Here is a 14,488-nt window from a genome sequence, read left to right as displayed (position 1 = left end):
AGAAGGGCTGCAAACGGGCCATCTGCGCATCGGTCAGCCAGAAAAGGTTGCTCATGATCCAGTCTCCCTGCGGAGGCTGAATCACGCCGCGAGCGGATGATCAATGGGTCCTGACCCTAGGGTCAGTGATGAACGTTCGATGAGTCCTAGACGATAGTAGGGCCCAGTCTTGTCCGACTTCCTATCTAAGATCATCGCGTGCCTCGAAATCTACTGCTGAGTGTGTCGAACTTCGCAGAAATGAATCGAATGGCAATAGTTTACTTGAAGCGCTTGGTCCTGTACTCTTTCCTAAGATTGATTCAGTGCGCATTGCTGGAAACTCTTGAAGATACAGGGCTTTCAGCTTCTTGCGATCTGGGTCGGCTTTGCCCCCTTGGCCCGGAATCAAGGGCGTAAGCCCGCCGGGCCGCGCCCTCCCCACTGCCCGGCCACGGGCCGGGCGTTCTTCGCGGAAATCCTCCACTGGAGAATTTCTGATCGCTCATCACCCCCCCCCGGGAGGGCGCTTTGCGGCGGTAGTCACCCGAACTGCGGTGGGAGGAGCTGAACCATAAAGTGCCTCCATCGACCGTTGCGGCGCCCGCCCGAGGGAGGGCGCGGCCCTGTGTGGCGCGGGGTGGTGGGCAGGGCGGTGCGCTGTAGCACACCCTACGTTTGGCGGGAGGTGGTGCGCAAAGAATGCGCACCCTACGATGGTGGGGTGAAACCCCACCCTACGCGGTGGGGGCCGCAAGGGGGGCGGGGTGAACCCCGACCTACCGCGCAAACCGCTTGTACTTCACCCGCTTCGGCTCCAGCGCATCCGGACCCAACCGGCGGACCTTGTCTTCCTCGTAGGCCTGGAAGTTGCCCTCGAACCATTCCACATGGGCGTCGCCCTCGAAGGCGAGGATGTGGGTGCAGAGGCGGTCGAGGAAGAAGCGGTCGTGGCTGATGATGATCGCGCAGCCCGCGAAATCCTCGATGGCGGCTTCCAGCGCCTGGAGCGTTTCCACGTCCAGGTCGTTGGTCGGCTCGTCGAGCAAGAGCACGTTGCCGCCGGATTTCAGCAGCTTGGCCATGTGGACGCGGTTGCGTTCCCCGCCCGACAGGAGGCCGACCTTCTTCTGCTGGTCCGTGCCCTTGAAGTTGAACGCGCCGGTATAGACGCGGGAGTTCATCTGCATGTCGCCGAGGTGGATGACCTCGGCCCCGCCGGAGATCTCTTCCCAGACGTTCTTTTCCGGGTCGAGCGCGTCGCGCGACTGGTCGACGTAGGCGAGCTTCACCGTCTCCCCGAGCTTGATCGTACCGGCGTCGGGCTTCTCTTGCCCCGTGATCATGCGGAAGAGCGTGGACTTGCCGGCGCCGTTCGGGCCGATGACGCCGACGATGGCGCCGGGGGGGACGGTGAAGCTGAGGTTCTCGATCAGAAGCTTGTCGCCCATTGCCTTGCGCAGGCCCTCGACCTCGATGACCTTGTTGCCGAGGCGTTCGCCGTTCGGGATGATGATCTGCGCGGTGGTGGCGCGTTCGGTGACGGTCTGGCTGGCCATCTCGTTGTAGCGGGCGATCCGGGCCTTGCCCTTGGCCTGCCGCGCCTTGGCGCCGGAGCGGATCCACTCCAGTTCCTTTTCCAGCGCCTTCTGCTTGGCCTTGTCCTCGCGCGCTTCCTGGGCCATCCGCTTGGCCTTCTGGTCGAGCCAAGAGGAATAGTTGCCCTCGTAGGGGATGCCCCGGCCGCGGTCGAGTTCGAGGATCCAGCCGGTGATGTCGTCGAGGAAATAGCGGTCGTGGGTGACGATCAGGATCGTGCCCTTGTAGTCGATCAGGTGCTTCTGCAGCCAGGCGATCGACTCGGCGTCGAGGTGGTTGGTCGGTTCGTCGAGAAGCAGCATGTCGGGCTTTTCGAGCAGCAGCCGGCACAGCGCCACGCGGCGGCGTTCCCCGCCGGACAGCGTGGTCACGTCGGCATCGTCGGGCGGGCAGCGCAGCGCGTCCATCGCAACGCCCACGGTGGCCTCGAGTTCCCACAGGTTCTCGGCGTCGATCTGGTCCTGGAGCGCGGCCATCTCGTCCGCCGTCTCGTCCGAGTAATTGACGGCCAGTTCGTTGTAGCGGTCGAGGATCGCCTGCTTGTCGGCGACGCCCAGCATGACGTTGCCCTTGACGTCGAGCGTCGGGTCAAGCTGCGGTTCCTGCGCGAGGTAGCCCACGCGCGCGCCCTTGGCGGCCCAGGCCTCGCCTTTGAAGTCCTTGTCGATGCCGGCCATGATCTTCAAAAGCGTGGATTTCCCCGCGCCGTTCACGCCGACGACGCCGATCTTCACGCCGGGCAGGAAGTTGAGATGGATGTTCTCGAAGCACTTCTTCCCGCCGGGATAGGTCTTGGAGACGTTCTCCATGTGATAGACGTACTGGTAGCTGGCCATGGCGTTGGTTCCTGAGATCTGGGGTTGGCGCGTATGTAGCGGCGAAGGGCGCAGGCTGCAACGGCTGGCGGGCTTGTGCGGGACGAAGGGTTCGGGTTTTCTGGCCGCGCAGGGGGAGGGGCCGATGCGGGCGGGATTTCCGGTTGCGGCCAGGGGGATGGTCGTGGGACTGCTCGGCGGGTCGTTCGATCCGGCACATGAGGGGCATGTGCATATCACCCGCGAGGCGCTGAAGCGGCTGGGGCTGGATCAGGTCTGGTGGCTGGTGACGCCGGCCAATCCGCTGAAGGCGCGGCAACCGGCCCCGCTGGCCGAGCGGATCGCCCGGGCGAAGGCGGTGATGCGGCATCCGAAGGTCAGGATCACCGCGCTGGAAGAGGCGCTGGGCACAAGGGCGACGGCGGACACGATCGACCGGCTGCGGGCGATCTATCCGGGGGTGACCTTCGTCTGGCTGATGGGGGCGGACAACCTGGTGCAGTTCCACAAGTGGGGCCGCTGGCGCGACATTCTGCGGGCGGTGCCGGTGGGGGTGCTCGCGCGGCCGGGTTCGGGAGTGGCGGCGCGGCTCTCGGTCGCGGCCCGGGCCTTCCGGGTGAACCAGGTGGACCGGGGCGAGACGCTGCGCGGCCGCAGGGCGCCGGTCTGGGCCTTCGTCAACCTGCCGATGAACGACGCCTCCTCGACCGAGATCCGGGCCCGGGGCGGGTGGCGGTCGGGGCGCTGAGCGGCAGCTCCTCGTGCGCCTTCGGCTTCTCGTCGCGGGGCCTCCGACGACGCGCCGGAGGCGCCGGAGGAGGTGCGGTCAGAGCGTCTTGCCGAGCCAGGTATCGGCCGGCGCGCCGGTGTAGGGGGCGATGTCGGTCCATCCCGTCTGGCGGTAGAGCGCGATCGCCTCGGCCAGCGCGGAATTGGTGTCGAGTTTCAGCGCGGCGAGGCCCATGGCGCGCGCCTCGTCCTCGATGGCGGCCATCAGGCGGCGGGCGAGACCCTGGCCCCGCGCCGAGGCGTCCACCCAGAGCCGCTTGACCTCGGCCGTCGTCGCGTCGATGGGGCGCAGCGAGACGCAGCCGACGGGCAGGTCGTCCGACCAGGCGACGAGGCAGCGGCCGTGCGGGGGACGGTAGCTGTCGGCGCCGGGGTCGGGGACTGGGAAGAGTTCGGGACGCGCGCCGGGCACGCGGGCGCAGAGTTCGTCGAAATAGCCGCGCCAGCAGGACAGCATCTCGGGGCTGTCCGGGTCGGCGGGGCGGATTTCGAGCTGGTCGCGGTTCAGGAGCGTCGCGATCAGGTCCATCGCCGCGACGAGTTCCCCCGCCCGCGCCCCGGCGCGCGCGATCAGCCGCGCGGCCCGGGCATGGCCGATGGCATCGTAGGCCGCGACCTCGGCCTCGCCCGCGGCGGTCAGCCGGGCGATGCGGCGGCGGCGGTCGTCGGGATCGGGGCCGGTCTCGATCAGGCCCTCGCGTTCGAGGCTGCGCAGGAAGCGGCTCATCAGGCCGGAATCCAGCCCCAGCCGGTCCCGGATCAGCGCGACATCGGTGCCTTCGGGGCGCACCATGACCAGGACTCGCACCGCGCCGAGCGGCCGGCCCCGACCGAGGAAGGAGGTGTCCAGCGCCCCGGCCTCGCGGGTCACGGCGCGGTTGAAGCGGCGGAGGCGGGCGACGGCGTCCAGCATGATGGCAGACCTTGGTCAGCTATTTTGCTGACTATAGTCAGACAATCGTCTCACGCAAGCGGGATGAGTGGGGGCGCAGGCCGGACTGGCGGAATCGCCCGGGATGGCGCTATCACCGGGAAAACCGGAGGTGACGGGTGATTTCACGGCGGATGATGCTGGCCGGATTGCTGGCGGGCGTGGCCTTGCCGGCGGTGGCGGAGGTAATGGACACATCGCCCCGCCCCAAGGCGCGCGGGGGCAAGGCCTCGGCGACGGGCGGGGAGGTGGCGGGCGGGCAGGCGGCTCGGAAGCCGGTCGATGCCGAGGCGCTGATCGCGGAGGCCAAGCTGGGCGGGTCGGTGGCCTTTGTCGTCATGGATGCGGCGACCGGCGAGGTCTTGCAGGCCCGCGAGCCGGACCTTCCGCTGCCGCCGGCGAGCGTCGCCAAGGCGGTAACCGCGCTTTATGCGCTGGACCGGCTGGGGCCCGGCCATCGCTTTGTCACTCGGGTCCTGGCCACCGGGCCGGTTCAGGGCGGCATGGTGCAGGGCGATATCGTGCTGGCGGGCGGCGGCGATCCGACGTTGCAGACCGATCAGCTGGGCGATCTGGTGGCGCGGCTGGCCAAGGGCGGATTGAAGGGTGCGACGGGGCGGTTCCTCTATTGGGACGGCGCGCTGCCGGTCTTGCGCGGCATTGCCGAGGACCAGCCCGACCATGTGGGCTACAACGCCGCAATTTCGGGACTGTGCCTGAACTTCAACCGGGTCCATTTCGAATGGAAGCGCGAGGGCGCCGATTGGCGCGTGGCGGTCGATGCGCGGGGCGAGCGGTTCCTGCCGCCGGTCGGGCGGGTACGGGTCGCGATCGCGCAGCGCGAGGCGCCGCTTTTCACCTATGCGCCAGGGCAGGTGGAGGAATGGACCGTTGCCTCTGGCGCGCTGGGCAAGGGCGGCAGTCGCTGGCTGCCGGTGCGCGACCCCGGCGCCTATGTGGCAGAGGTGTTCCGCACGCTGGCGCGCGCCCATGGCATCCGGCTGGAGGCGGGGGAACGCAGTGAGGCCCTGCCGGCGGGCCGAGAGTTGGGGCGGGTGGAAAGCGAGCCGCTGCCGGTCGTGCTGCGCGACATGCTGAAGTTTTCCACCAACCTGACGGCGGAATGCGTGGGGCTTGCGGCTTCGGGCCTGTCCACGCTGGACGCCTCGGCCCGGGCGATGTCGGACTGGGTGGCGGCGGCCTTCGGGGTAGAGGTGGATCTGCACGACCATTCCGGCCTGGGCGGGCGGTCGCGGGTGACGGCGCGCGGGATGGCGACGATCCTGCAAAGGGCCGAGGCAGGACGGCGCGGGCTGAAGCCGATCCTGCGCGACATGGGGATGAAGGACGATGCGGGGAAGGAGATAAAAGGCCACAAGGTGAAGGTTCTGGCCAAGTCGGGCACGCTGAACTTCGTATCTGGCCTGGCGGGCCATGTGGTGCCGCCGGCGGGCGGGCGCGAGCTGGTGTTCGCGATCTTCTCGGGCGATCCGGCCCGGCGCGACGCGGTGCCGGTGGCGCTGCGAGAAGGCCCGGACGGCTCGGCCGCCTGGACCAAGCGCGCGCGTCGGTTGCAGGGCCGGCTGATCAGCCGGTGGGCTGCGACCTGGAGCTGACCCGAGGGGCGGCGTCAGTGCGCGGCCGCCCGTCCCCGAGCGGTGCGCCCGGGTGGCCAGCATCTCGTCTGGCATGGCCCAGACCTCGGCGGGCGTCCGGACGGCGCCGACCAGAGGGTCGTGCAGGACGGCGAGTTTCAGGAGATCCGCGTACCCCGTGATCGTGGCCTGAACCGACCTCCGCTGCAAATCCACCGAAGCTGGCAGGTTGCGGCGCAGGCAATGGGGAGGGTGACGCCTGCGACCATGATGATCCCGAAACGGTGCACCCGGCCGGGGCACTCGATGATGCAGTCAGCGCACAGGTTGGTGACGGTGCCGCCGTTCCTGATGCTGAAATGCCCGCGATCGGGGCGGCCGGTTTCTGGCGCCTCGATGATGTGGGAGGCGTGCTCGCCGGTGCGTCTCCAGCCTGAAGGCGGCTTGCCGGCCTCATTCGGCATGGGGGATATCCGGCTTCGAACCAGTTGCGGCTTTCGCGGGTGTGGCGCAGGCAACCGCCGGTTTCCCCTTGGATCCAGAGATCGGACCAGACGCGGTTCGGGATGTCCTCGCGGCGTTTCCGGTCCGAGGCCAGGTATTCGGAGAGATGGCCGTTCGACCCGGTGGAGTAGAAGCGGCGCAGAAGGTCGATGCGCCGGCACTTGTGGCGGAAATCCTTGCAGAAGTCGCGCATCGCGGCGATCCCGCGCTGACGATTCATGATCCCACCCGCGTGGATCCTGTCCCCCTACGACCTGGACCAAGCCACGTTGCAGGGCTTGATCTCGTCGCCGTCAGGAATGTCGAGCCAGAACGGGATCTCGCGGTGGGCGGGCAGGGTGACCTGATCGCCAACCCATTCCGCCCCGATCGGGCCGTCATCGCCTTGGCCCGGCCGCCGCCAGTACCGGTGGCGGATACCGAACTCGATCATGGCCCCGGTCGCGGCGAACTACTGGGCCGCGTCCAGCCCGAAGTTCTGAAGCATCTTGCGAAAGACGGTGGTTGTGCCTTCGCGTGTGGCGGTGGTCCCGATCTTCGAGCTTTCGAGGCCCTCGATTTCGCAGGCCTGCCCGCCGCGCCGGGACGCTGTCGTCCAGCCTCATCGCGGCGAGCCTTCCGGCCGTTCCGCCCATCACACCACACAGATGCGTCGGGGCCACAGATGGATCAGCCGGCCTTGCGGACCGGCACGCGGGCCCATTCCGGCAGCCAGTCACCATGCGCCTGCAACAGTTCGGAGGTGAGCTGCCATATCTGGTCGAGATCCAGTTCCGCCCCGGTGTGCGGATCCAGCATCGCTGCGTGGTAGATATGATCCGGGTTTTCGGTCAGCAGCGCCTGGACGGTCAGGTCCTGGACGTTGATGTTCGTCCGCATCAGCGCGATGAGTTGCGGCGGGATGTCATGGACTACGGTCGGTTGCAGGCCCGAGGCATCGACCAGCACCGGCACCTCGACCGCGCAGCCTTCGGGCAGTTGCGGGATGTAGCCGCGGTTGCCGATGTTGCCGTAGATCACCGAAGGTTCGCCCGTCACGACCGAGTTCACGATCTGGCTGGCATATTCGTGGCTTTCCTTCACCTCGACGGTGTTGGCGTTCTTCAGCGCCTCGGCCTCCTTCTTCCAGCGAGCGATCTGTTCGACGCAGCGCTTGGGGTATTCGTCCAGCGGGATGCCGAACTTCTCGATCAGGTCCGGGCGGTCGCGCTTGATGAACCAGGGCGTGTACTCGGCGAAATGTTCCGAGGACTCGGTGACGAAGTAGCCCAGCCGCGTCAGCATCTCGTAGCGGACCTTGTTCGGGCAGCGCGGGTTCCAGTGCGAGGGCTTGGGGAAGCGCCCCTCGCGGTAGCCCTTGACGAGGTCAGGGTAGAGGTTGCGGTAGCTGCCGTCCGGCTGGCGGTGTTCGAAGGTCAGGTAGAAGGCCATGTGATTGATGCCGCCCGCGCGGTAGCGGATCTCTTCCACCGGGATGTCGAGGTCGCGGGCGAGCTCCCAGGCCGTGCCCTGGACGGAATGGCAGAGGCCGACCTGCCGGATCATGGGGTATTTCGCGGCGATGGCCCAGGTGTTGATCGCCATGGGGTTGACGTATTGCAGCATGATCGCGTTCGGGGCGACCTCAGCCATGTCCTCGCAGATCGACCAGAGGTGCGGGACGGTGCGCAGGCCGCGCATGATGCCGCCGATGCCGAGCGTGTCGGCGATGGTCTGGCGCAGGCCGAACTTCTTCGGCACCTCGAAATCGGTGATGGTGCAGGGGTCATAGCCGCCGATCTGGAAGCAGACGACGACGAAATCCGCCCCATCCAGCGCCCGGCGCTGGTTGGTGTAGGTCTTGACCTTTGCCATGCCGCCAAGGGTCTGGGCCAGCTTGCCGACGATGATCTCGGATTCCTCCAGCCGTTCGGGGTTGATGTCCATCAGGCGGATTTCCGCGTTGGCAAGCGCCGGGCGCGAGAGGATGTCGCCGGCGATGTTCTTGGTGAACACGGTCGATCCGGCGCCGATGAAGGTGATGACGGGGGTGGGCATGATGGTCCTCTGGGCTGCGATTTCGAAAGCCGCCTTGACCGGGCGGCGGGTGTAGTCAGTGGTCGGAGTGTTCGGCGCGACGCCCACGGGGCCTTGCTCGAAGGTGCGGCCGTGCTGCATGACGATGACCCGGTGGCAAAGCGTGCGGACGCCCTTCAGGTCGTGGCTGACGAAGAGATAGCTCGGGCCTTTGTTGCGCTGCAACTTGCGCAGAAGCCCGATGATCCGGGCCCGGACGGAAAGGTCGAGCGCGAAGGTTGCCCCGTTCAGCTGAATGAACTCGGACTCCGGTGCGGTGGCAAGATGCTGGCGCTGGCCACCCGGTAGCTGGTTCGGATACTGGTTCAGCCGCGCTTCGGGATCGGGGATCTGCACGTCCTTGAACTGCGTCAGCGTCCTGACCTTTGCATCGGCCTTGGACATCCTGTTTTGGATGCGCAGGGCCTCGGCGATCCGGTTGCCGATGGTGTGGACCAGGTTCGGCGCGGGCGTCGGTTCGTGGAAGATCATGGACAGCCGGTTGCCGCGGAGCGCGCGCATCTCGGCCGGCGAAAGCTGCGCCATGTTGCGCCCGGCATAGGGGGACCTCGGTCCTGGGGCTGACCGAGGCGCCCTTGGACAGAAGCCGCATGACCGCACGGGCCGTCACGGACTTGCCGCTGCCGCTTTCGCCGACCTGCGAGACGGTCTGGCCCTTGCGCAGGGTGAAAGAGACAACCTTGACGGCCTTGATCGTGCAGCCATCCCCACCGAAGCTGCCCCCGATTTTGCCGGCGTGGATGACGATGTCGTCGGTCATGCCGTCCTCCTCAACAGGGGGCGATGGCATCGCGCAGGCCGTCGCCCCGCGAGTTGAAGGCGAAGTGGGCCAGAAGGCTGAAGCCCACCGGCGAGAGGATCCAGGGGGTGAGAGCCGACGATCGAGAAGGGCGAGGCGTCCGGGAGCATCACCCCCGAGAGATGAGCGGACGCTTCACTGCAAAGCCGAGTTTGCCGAGGAACGATCTCGGGAGCCCGATGGCCGGGACGCCCAGCATGATCGAGACGATCACATCGCACATCACGTTGGGCAGGATGTGGCGGGTGACGATGATCTTGTGCGACAGGAACCCACGCCCCGGCTTGTCGGTGCCGAGGAGACGCAGTGGCGTGGCGTCTGCCACTTTGCCGTCGTGGATCGTGGCCATCCGACCCCGTCGCGCCCTTGCTCAGTCGAACGGTCGCCGTCTTGTCGCCCTCGAAGCATTCCCGGCTTTTCGCCGGGTTCTGCCGGGGTTGCAGGTCGTCGGCGCTGACCCTGAACAGCCGGCCGGTGCGCGTCAGGCATTCCACCAGCCCACGGTCGATGCCGCCCCAGCCGCACGACTGCCCGGCCCGGAAATTCCAGCCCGCCTGCCCTGCGCCGATGTCATGGCGCGTGACGCGGCCAAAGACGCCGTGGCCTTCGGGCAGGTTGGCGGTCTTGTAGACCGGCGGTTCCTTGGGCAGGCATTCGGCCACCGGGGGCAGTTTGCCTGCCTCGACGAAGGCCGTGACCCAGGCCAGCTCGCTCTGCGCTGCGGCCGTCGTGGGGTCCGGCGGGGACGTGCGTCCGGCCAGTCCGGCCCGCAGCGCCCCAGCGGACACTCCCATGGGCAGTGCCGCCATCGCGGCGCGCCGGCTGTGGATCGGCATTATACCTCCCTTGACCGAAGACTGTTCCCGGTCATTCGGCGTCGTTTTCCCGGCCGGGCCCGGACTTCTCCTGCCTCGTCCGACCGATCCATGGTTGCGGAGAATGACACCTTGCAACAATATCACTTCGTCAGAAACTTTTCCGGTTTTCTAAGATCGACGGGGGCGAGGATGGACGGCAACCGCAGCGGGGCGCAAAGGCGACGCAACCCGACGCCGGTTCCGAACCACGACCGGCACTTCTACGCGCGCAACCGCGCCTTCGGCCGTTTCGGCATCCGCATCTTCGAGCCGGAGCTGATGCCGATGCCGCACTGGCACGGTCATATCGAGATGAACTTCGCGACAGGCGTGCGGATGACCTACGACTTCGACGGCACCCGCCTGACCGTGCCGGAAGGCCGGCTGGTGCTGTTCTGGGCCGGGGTTCCGCACCAGTTGACCGGGCTGGAGCCGGCGGGCGAGGGGCCGATGCGGCTGGCAAACATCTACCTGCCGCTCGACAGCTTCCTGCAGATGCGCCACATCATGCCGCTACAGGCGGCGCTGATCGGCCGGGGGATGGTCGCCCTGCCGGACACGCTGTGCGACGCCGGTCTGGTGCAGCGCTGGTATGCCGACTACCGATCCGGCGATTTCGAGCGCGCCGAGATCGTCAAGATGGAGCTGAACGCGCTGTTCCGCCGCGCGCCTGTCGCCGGGTTCGACTTCCTGCGCGAGCCCCTGCACGAGATCGGCAGCGACCGCGCGCTGAGCACCGCGCATGTCCGCCATGTGATCGCGATGGTGCGGCATGTGCTCGAGAATCTGGAAAAACCGCTGCTCAACGCCCAGGTGACAGCCGTGACCGGGCTGCATGAGAACTATGCGCTGGCACTGTTTTCCCGAACCATGAAGGTGCCCCTGAAGCAGTTCATCAACCGGATGCGGCTGATGCGGGCGCGGGCGCTCTTGGTCGAAAGCTCGACCGCCATATCCGATGTCGCCGAACAGAGCGGCTTCAGTTCACTGACCCAGTTCTACGCCCGGTTCCGGGCCGGCTACGGGATATCGCCCGCCGCGCTGCGCCAGCACTATGTCCGCATGGACCTGCGATAGCCTCCCCGGCCTTCCTACCCCTGCAACGTCCGCACCCCATAGCCCTCGCCGCGCGCCTTCATGGCGGCCACGGCGGCCACGCTGGCCGCGGCGGTGGTGAAGTAGGGGATCTTGTCCATCAGGGCGACGCGGCGGATGTCGCGGCTGTCGCTGACGGCCTGCGTCCCCTCGGTCGTGTTCATCACCAGCGCGATCTCGTTGTTCTTCAGCCGGTCGACGATGTTGGGCCGGCCTTCGTAGACCTTGGCGACCGGCTCGGCCGGCACGCCCTGCGCGGCCAGCCACTGCGCGGTTCCCCTGGTGGCGACGATGGTGAAGCCCATGGCCACAAGATCCCGGGCGGCGGCCGCAAGCGATGCGGTCTTGTCGGCGTCCTTGACCGACAGGAACACGCGCCCCTCGTTCGGCAGGATCGTGCCGGCGCCCATCTGGGCCTTGAGAAAGGCCAAAGCGAATGTGCGGTCCCAGCCCATCACCTCGCCGGTGGAGCGCATTTCCGGCCCGAGCATCGGGTCGACGCCGGGGAAGCGGGCGAAGGGGAGGACGGCCTCCTTGACCGAGAACCATGGGGTCTGCGGGTCGGCGAGGGTCAGCGGGTCGGCAAGCGGCAGGTCGGTGTCGGGGCCGACGCCTGCGGGGTAGGGCGGGCGCTGGGGGAAGGCCGAAAGCGGCTCGCCGGCCATCAGGCGGGCGGCGATGGAGGCGATGGCGCTGTCGGTGGCCTTGGCGACGAAGGGCACGGTGCGGCTGGCGCGGGGGTTCACTTCCAGGACGTAGATCACCCCGTCCTTGATCGCGAATTGCACGTTCATCAGACCGACGACGTTCAGCGCCTTGGCCATGACGACGGTCTGGCGTTTCAGTTCCTCGACCGTTTCTGGCGAAAGCTGGTGCGGCGGCAGGCAGCAGGCAGAATCGCCCGAATGGACGCCGGCTTCCTCGATATGTTCCATGATTCCAGCGACATGGACCGATTTACCGTCGCTTAACGCATCGACGTCAACCTCGACCGCACCGGAGAGATAGGAGTCGAGCAGCACGGGGCTGTCGCCCGAAACCTGGACGGCGGTGGAGATGTAGCGGTCAAGCTGGGCGTCGTCGCGGACGATCTCCATCGCGCGGCCGCCAAGGACGAAGGAGGGGCGGATGACGAGGGGGTAGCCGACTTCGGCGGCGACCTTGAAGGCCTCGTCGCGCGAGCGCGCGGTGCCGTTGTGCGGCTGTTTCAGCCCGAGGTCCTGGAGGAGCCGCTGGAAGCGTTCGCGGTCTTCGGCCAGGTCGATGGCGTCGGGCGTGGTGCCGAGGATCGGGATGCCTTCCTCATGCAGCGCGTTCGCCAGTTTCAGCGGCGTCTGGCCGCCGAACTGGACGATGACGCCGTGGAGCGTGCCGTTTTCCTGCTCGACCCGCAGGATTTCCAGGACGTGTTCCAGGGTCAGCGGCTCGAAATAGAGCCGGTCGGAGGTGTCGTAGTCGGTCGAGACGGTCTCGGGGTTGCAGTTGACCATGATGGTCTCGTAGCCCGCCGCGGTCAGGGCAAAGCAGGCGTGGCAGCAGCAGTAGTCGAACTCGATCCCCTGGCCGATCCGGTTCGGGCCGCCGCCCAGGATGACGACCTTCTTCGCGCCCGTGGGGCGGGATTCGCATTCCGCCTCGCCCATCGCGGGGGATTCGTAGGTAGAATACATGTAGGGGGTTTGCGCCTCGAACTCGGCGGCGCAGGTGTCGATGCGCTTGAAAACGGCGGTGACGCCGAGGCGGGTTCTCGCGCGGCGGACCTGGGCCTCGTCGCGGCCGGTGAGTTTCGCAAGGCGGGCGTCGGTGAAGCCCATCATCTTGAGGCTGCGGAGCGCGTCGGCATTGGTGGGCAGGCCGTTCTTGCGGATGCTGGCTTCGGTAGCGATGATCTCGCGGATGCGGGCGAGGAACCAGGGGTCGAAGGCGGTGACGGCCTGGATCTCGTCGTTCGTCAGCCCGTGACGCATGGCCTGGGCGATAACGCGCAGCCGGTCCGGCGTGGCCTGGCCGAGCGCCTTGACGATGGAGGCCTTGTCGGGGGCGCCCGGAATGGCGATCTCGTCAAAGCCGGTCAGGCCGGTTTCAAGGCTGGCCAGCGCCTTCTGCAGGGATTCGTGGATGGTGCGGCCGATGGCCATGGCCTCGCCCACCGATTTCATCGCGGTCGTGAGGTTGGGCTCGGAACCCGGGAATTTCTCGAAGGCAAAGCGCGGGATCTTGGTCACGACATAGTCGATCGAGGGCTCGAAGGAGGCCGGAGTGACCTTGGTGATGTCGTTGTCGAGTTCGTCCAGCGTGTAGCCCACGGCCAGTTTCGCGGCGATCTTGGCGATGGGGAAGCCGGTGGCCTTGGAGGCAAGCGCCGAGGACCGCGACACGCGCGGGTTCATCTCGATGACGACCATGCGGCCGTCCTTCGGGTTGATCGCCCATTGCACGTTGGAGCCGCCGGTCTCGACCCCGATCTCGCGCAGCACGGCGATCGAGCCGTTGCGCATGATCTGGTATTCCTTGTCGGTCAGGGTCAGGGCCGGGGCGACGGTGATGGAATCGCCGGTGTGGACGCCCATCGGATCGACGTTCTCGATGGAACAGACGATGATCGCATTGTCCGCCTTGTCGCGGACCACCTCCATCTCGTATTCCTTCCAGCCCAGCAGGCTTTCGTCCACCAGCACCTGCGCCACGGGCGAGGCTTCGAGGCCGGATTTCACGATGGCCTCGTAATCGTCGCGGTTGTAGGCCACCCCGCCGCCGGTGCCGCCGAGCGTGAAGGCGGGGCGGATGATGGCGGGGAGGCCTACATATTCCAGCGCATCCATCGCCTGCCTGACGCCGGCGGCGATGTCATACTTGCCCGATGCCAGTTTCGGCGCCGCGACGATGGTGGCCTTCGGGTTTTCCAGTCCGATCCGGTCCATCGCCTCGCGGAACAACTTGCGATCTTCTGCCATTTCTATGGCTTCGCGCTTGGCCCCGATCAGCTCGACCTTGTACTTTTCCAACACGCCCATGTCGGCAAGCGCGAGCGCGGTGTTCAGCCCCGTCTGCCCGCCCATCGTCGGCAACAGCGCGTCGGGGCGTTCCTTCTCGATGATCTTGGCGACGACTTCGGGCGTGATCGGCTCGATGTAGGTGGCGTCGGCCAGGCCAGGGTCGGTCATGATCGTCGCGGGGTTCGAGTTGACCAGGATGACCCGGTAGCCTTCCTCGCGCAGAGCCTTGCAGGCCTGAGCGCCGGAGTAGTCGAACTCGCAGGCCTGGCCGATGACGATGGGGCCCGCGCCGATGATCATGATCGACTTGATATCGGTCCGCTTCGGCATCTCAGCCCCCATCCACTGCGCAAAATTGGGCGGGTTATAGACAGAAGCGGTGGGGGCGCAAGGGGCAAACGGGGCCTTCAGCAGAGGGCTCGGCCCCCTGACGCAGGATTCGTTGCCAGGGGT

The 14,488-nt window shown here is 67.0% G+C and carries 10 protein-coding genes; 3 read left to right on the top strand and 7 right to left on the bottom strand.

The window, feature by feature from the left end:
• Positions 1-758: 758 nt before the first annotated feature.
• Positions 759-2,414, bottom strand: coding sequence for an energy-dependent translational throttle protein EttA (gene ettA / locus ACK4IU_RS15195; protein WP_409736691.1), 1,656 nt, complete (start codon positions 2,412-2,414; stop codon positions 759-761).
• Positions 2,415-2,538: 124 nt separating this feature from the next.
• On the opposite strand from ettA, the gene ACK4IU_RS15190 reads away from it, so the two are divergent.
• The gene (locus tag ACK4IU_RS15190; protein ID WP_409736689.1) at positions 2,539-3,141 is read left to right on the top strand and encodes a nicotinate-nucleotide adenylyltransferase; all 603 of its coding nucleotides are present in this window, start codon (positions 2,539-2,541) and stop codon (positions 3,139-3,141) included.
• A gap of 78 nt (positions 3,142-3,219) precedes the next feature.
• On the opposite strand, the gene ACK4IU_RS15185 is transcribed toward ACK4IU_RS15190, so the two are convergent.
• Positions 3,220-4,095 (bottom strand): GNAT family N-acetyltransferase, encoded by an 876-nt coding sequence (locus ACK4IU_RS15185; protein ID WP_409736687.1) that lies wholly within the window; start codon positions 4,093-4,095, stop codon positions 3,220-3,222.
• A gap of 152 nt (positions 4,096-4,247) precedes the next feature.
• Between ACK4IU_RS15185 and dacB the strand changes: the two genes are divergently transcribed.
• Positions 4,248-5,729 carry a D-alanyl-D-alanine carboxypeptidase/D-alanyl-D-alanine-endopeptidase gene (dacB, locus tag ACK4IU_RS15180; RefSeq protein WP_409736685.1) on the top strand — a complete coding sequence of 494 codons (1,482 nt, stop codon included), beginning with the start codon at positions 4,248-4,250 and terminating at the stop codon, positions 5,727-5,729.
• Positions 5,730-5,866: 137 nt separating this feature from the next.
• Here dacB and ACK4IU_RS15175 read toward each other — a convergent pair whose 3' ends face one another.
• The 4 genes from ACK4IU_RS15175 to ACK4IU_RS15160 form a co-directional block, all read right to left on the bottom strand.
• Positions 5,867-6,172 carry a hypothetical protein gene (locus tag ACK4IU_RS15175; RefSeq protein WP_409736683.1) on the bottom strand — a complete coding sequence of 102 codons (306 nt, stop codon included), beginning with the start codon at positions 6,170-6,172 and terminating at the stop codon, positions 5,867-5,869.
• Between the two features lie 287 nt (positions 6,173-6,459).
• A complete protein-coding gene (locus ACK4IU_RS15170; RefSeq protein WP_409736681.1) occupies positions 6,460-6,645 on the bottom strand; it encodes a hypothetical protein in 186 nt (61 codons plus the stop codon).
• A 236-nt stretch (positions 6,646-6,881) separates the two neighbouring features.
• Positions 6,882-8,249: an alpha-glucosidase/alpha-galactosidase gene (locus tag ACK4IU_RS15165; protein ID WP_409736696.1), complete on the bottom strand. Its 1,368-nt coding sequence runs from the start codon at positions 8,247-8,249 to the stop codon at positions 6,882-6,884.
• A gap of 947 nt (positions 8,250-9,196) precedes the next feature.
• Positions 9,197-9,436: a hypothetical protein gene (locus ACK4IU_RS15160; RefSeq protein WP_409736679.1), complete on the bottom strand. Its 240-nt coding sequence runs from the start codon at positions 9,434-9,436 to the stop codon at positions 9,197-9,199.
• 658 nt (positions 9,437-10,094) lie between these two features.
• On the opposite strand from ACK4IU_RS15160, the gene ACK4IU_RS15155 reads away from it, so the two are divergent.
• Entirely contained in the window at positions 10,095-11,021 is a 927-nt protein-coding gene (locus tag ACK4IU_RS15155; protein ID WP_409736677.1) for a helix-turn-helix domain-containing protein, read from the top strand.
• A 14-nt stretch (positions 11,022-11,035) separates the two neighbouring features.
• On the opposite strand, the gene carB is transcribed toward ACK4IU_RS15155, so the two are convergent.
• On the bottom strand, positions 11,036-14,365 hold the full coding sequence (carB, locus tag ACK4IU_RS15150) for a carbamoyl-phosphate synthase large subunit (RefSeq protein ID WP_409736675.1): 3,330 nt from the start codon (positions 14,363-14,365) through the stop codon (positions 11,036-11,038).
• Positions 14,366-14,488 lie beyond the last annotated feature (123 nt).

Origin of the sequence: Tabrizicola flagellatus (assembly GCF_046295235.1) — a bacterium.
GTDB lineage: Bacteria > Pseudomonadota > Alphaproteobacteria > Rhodobacterales > Rhodobacteraceae > Tabrizicola > Tabrizicola flagellata_A.
This window is presented reverse-complemented; position numbering and strand designations above follow the sequence as displayed.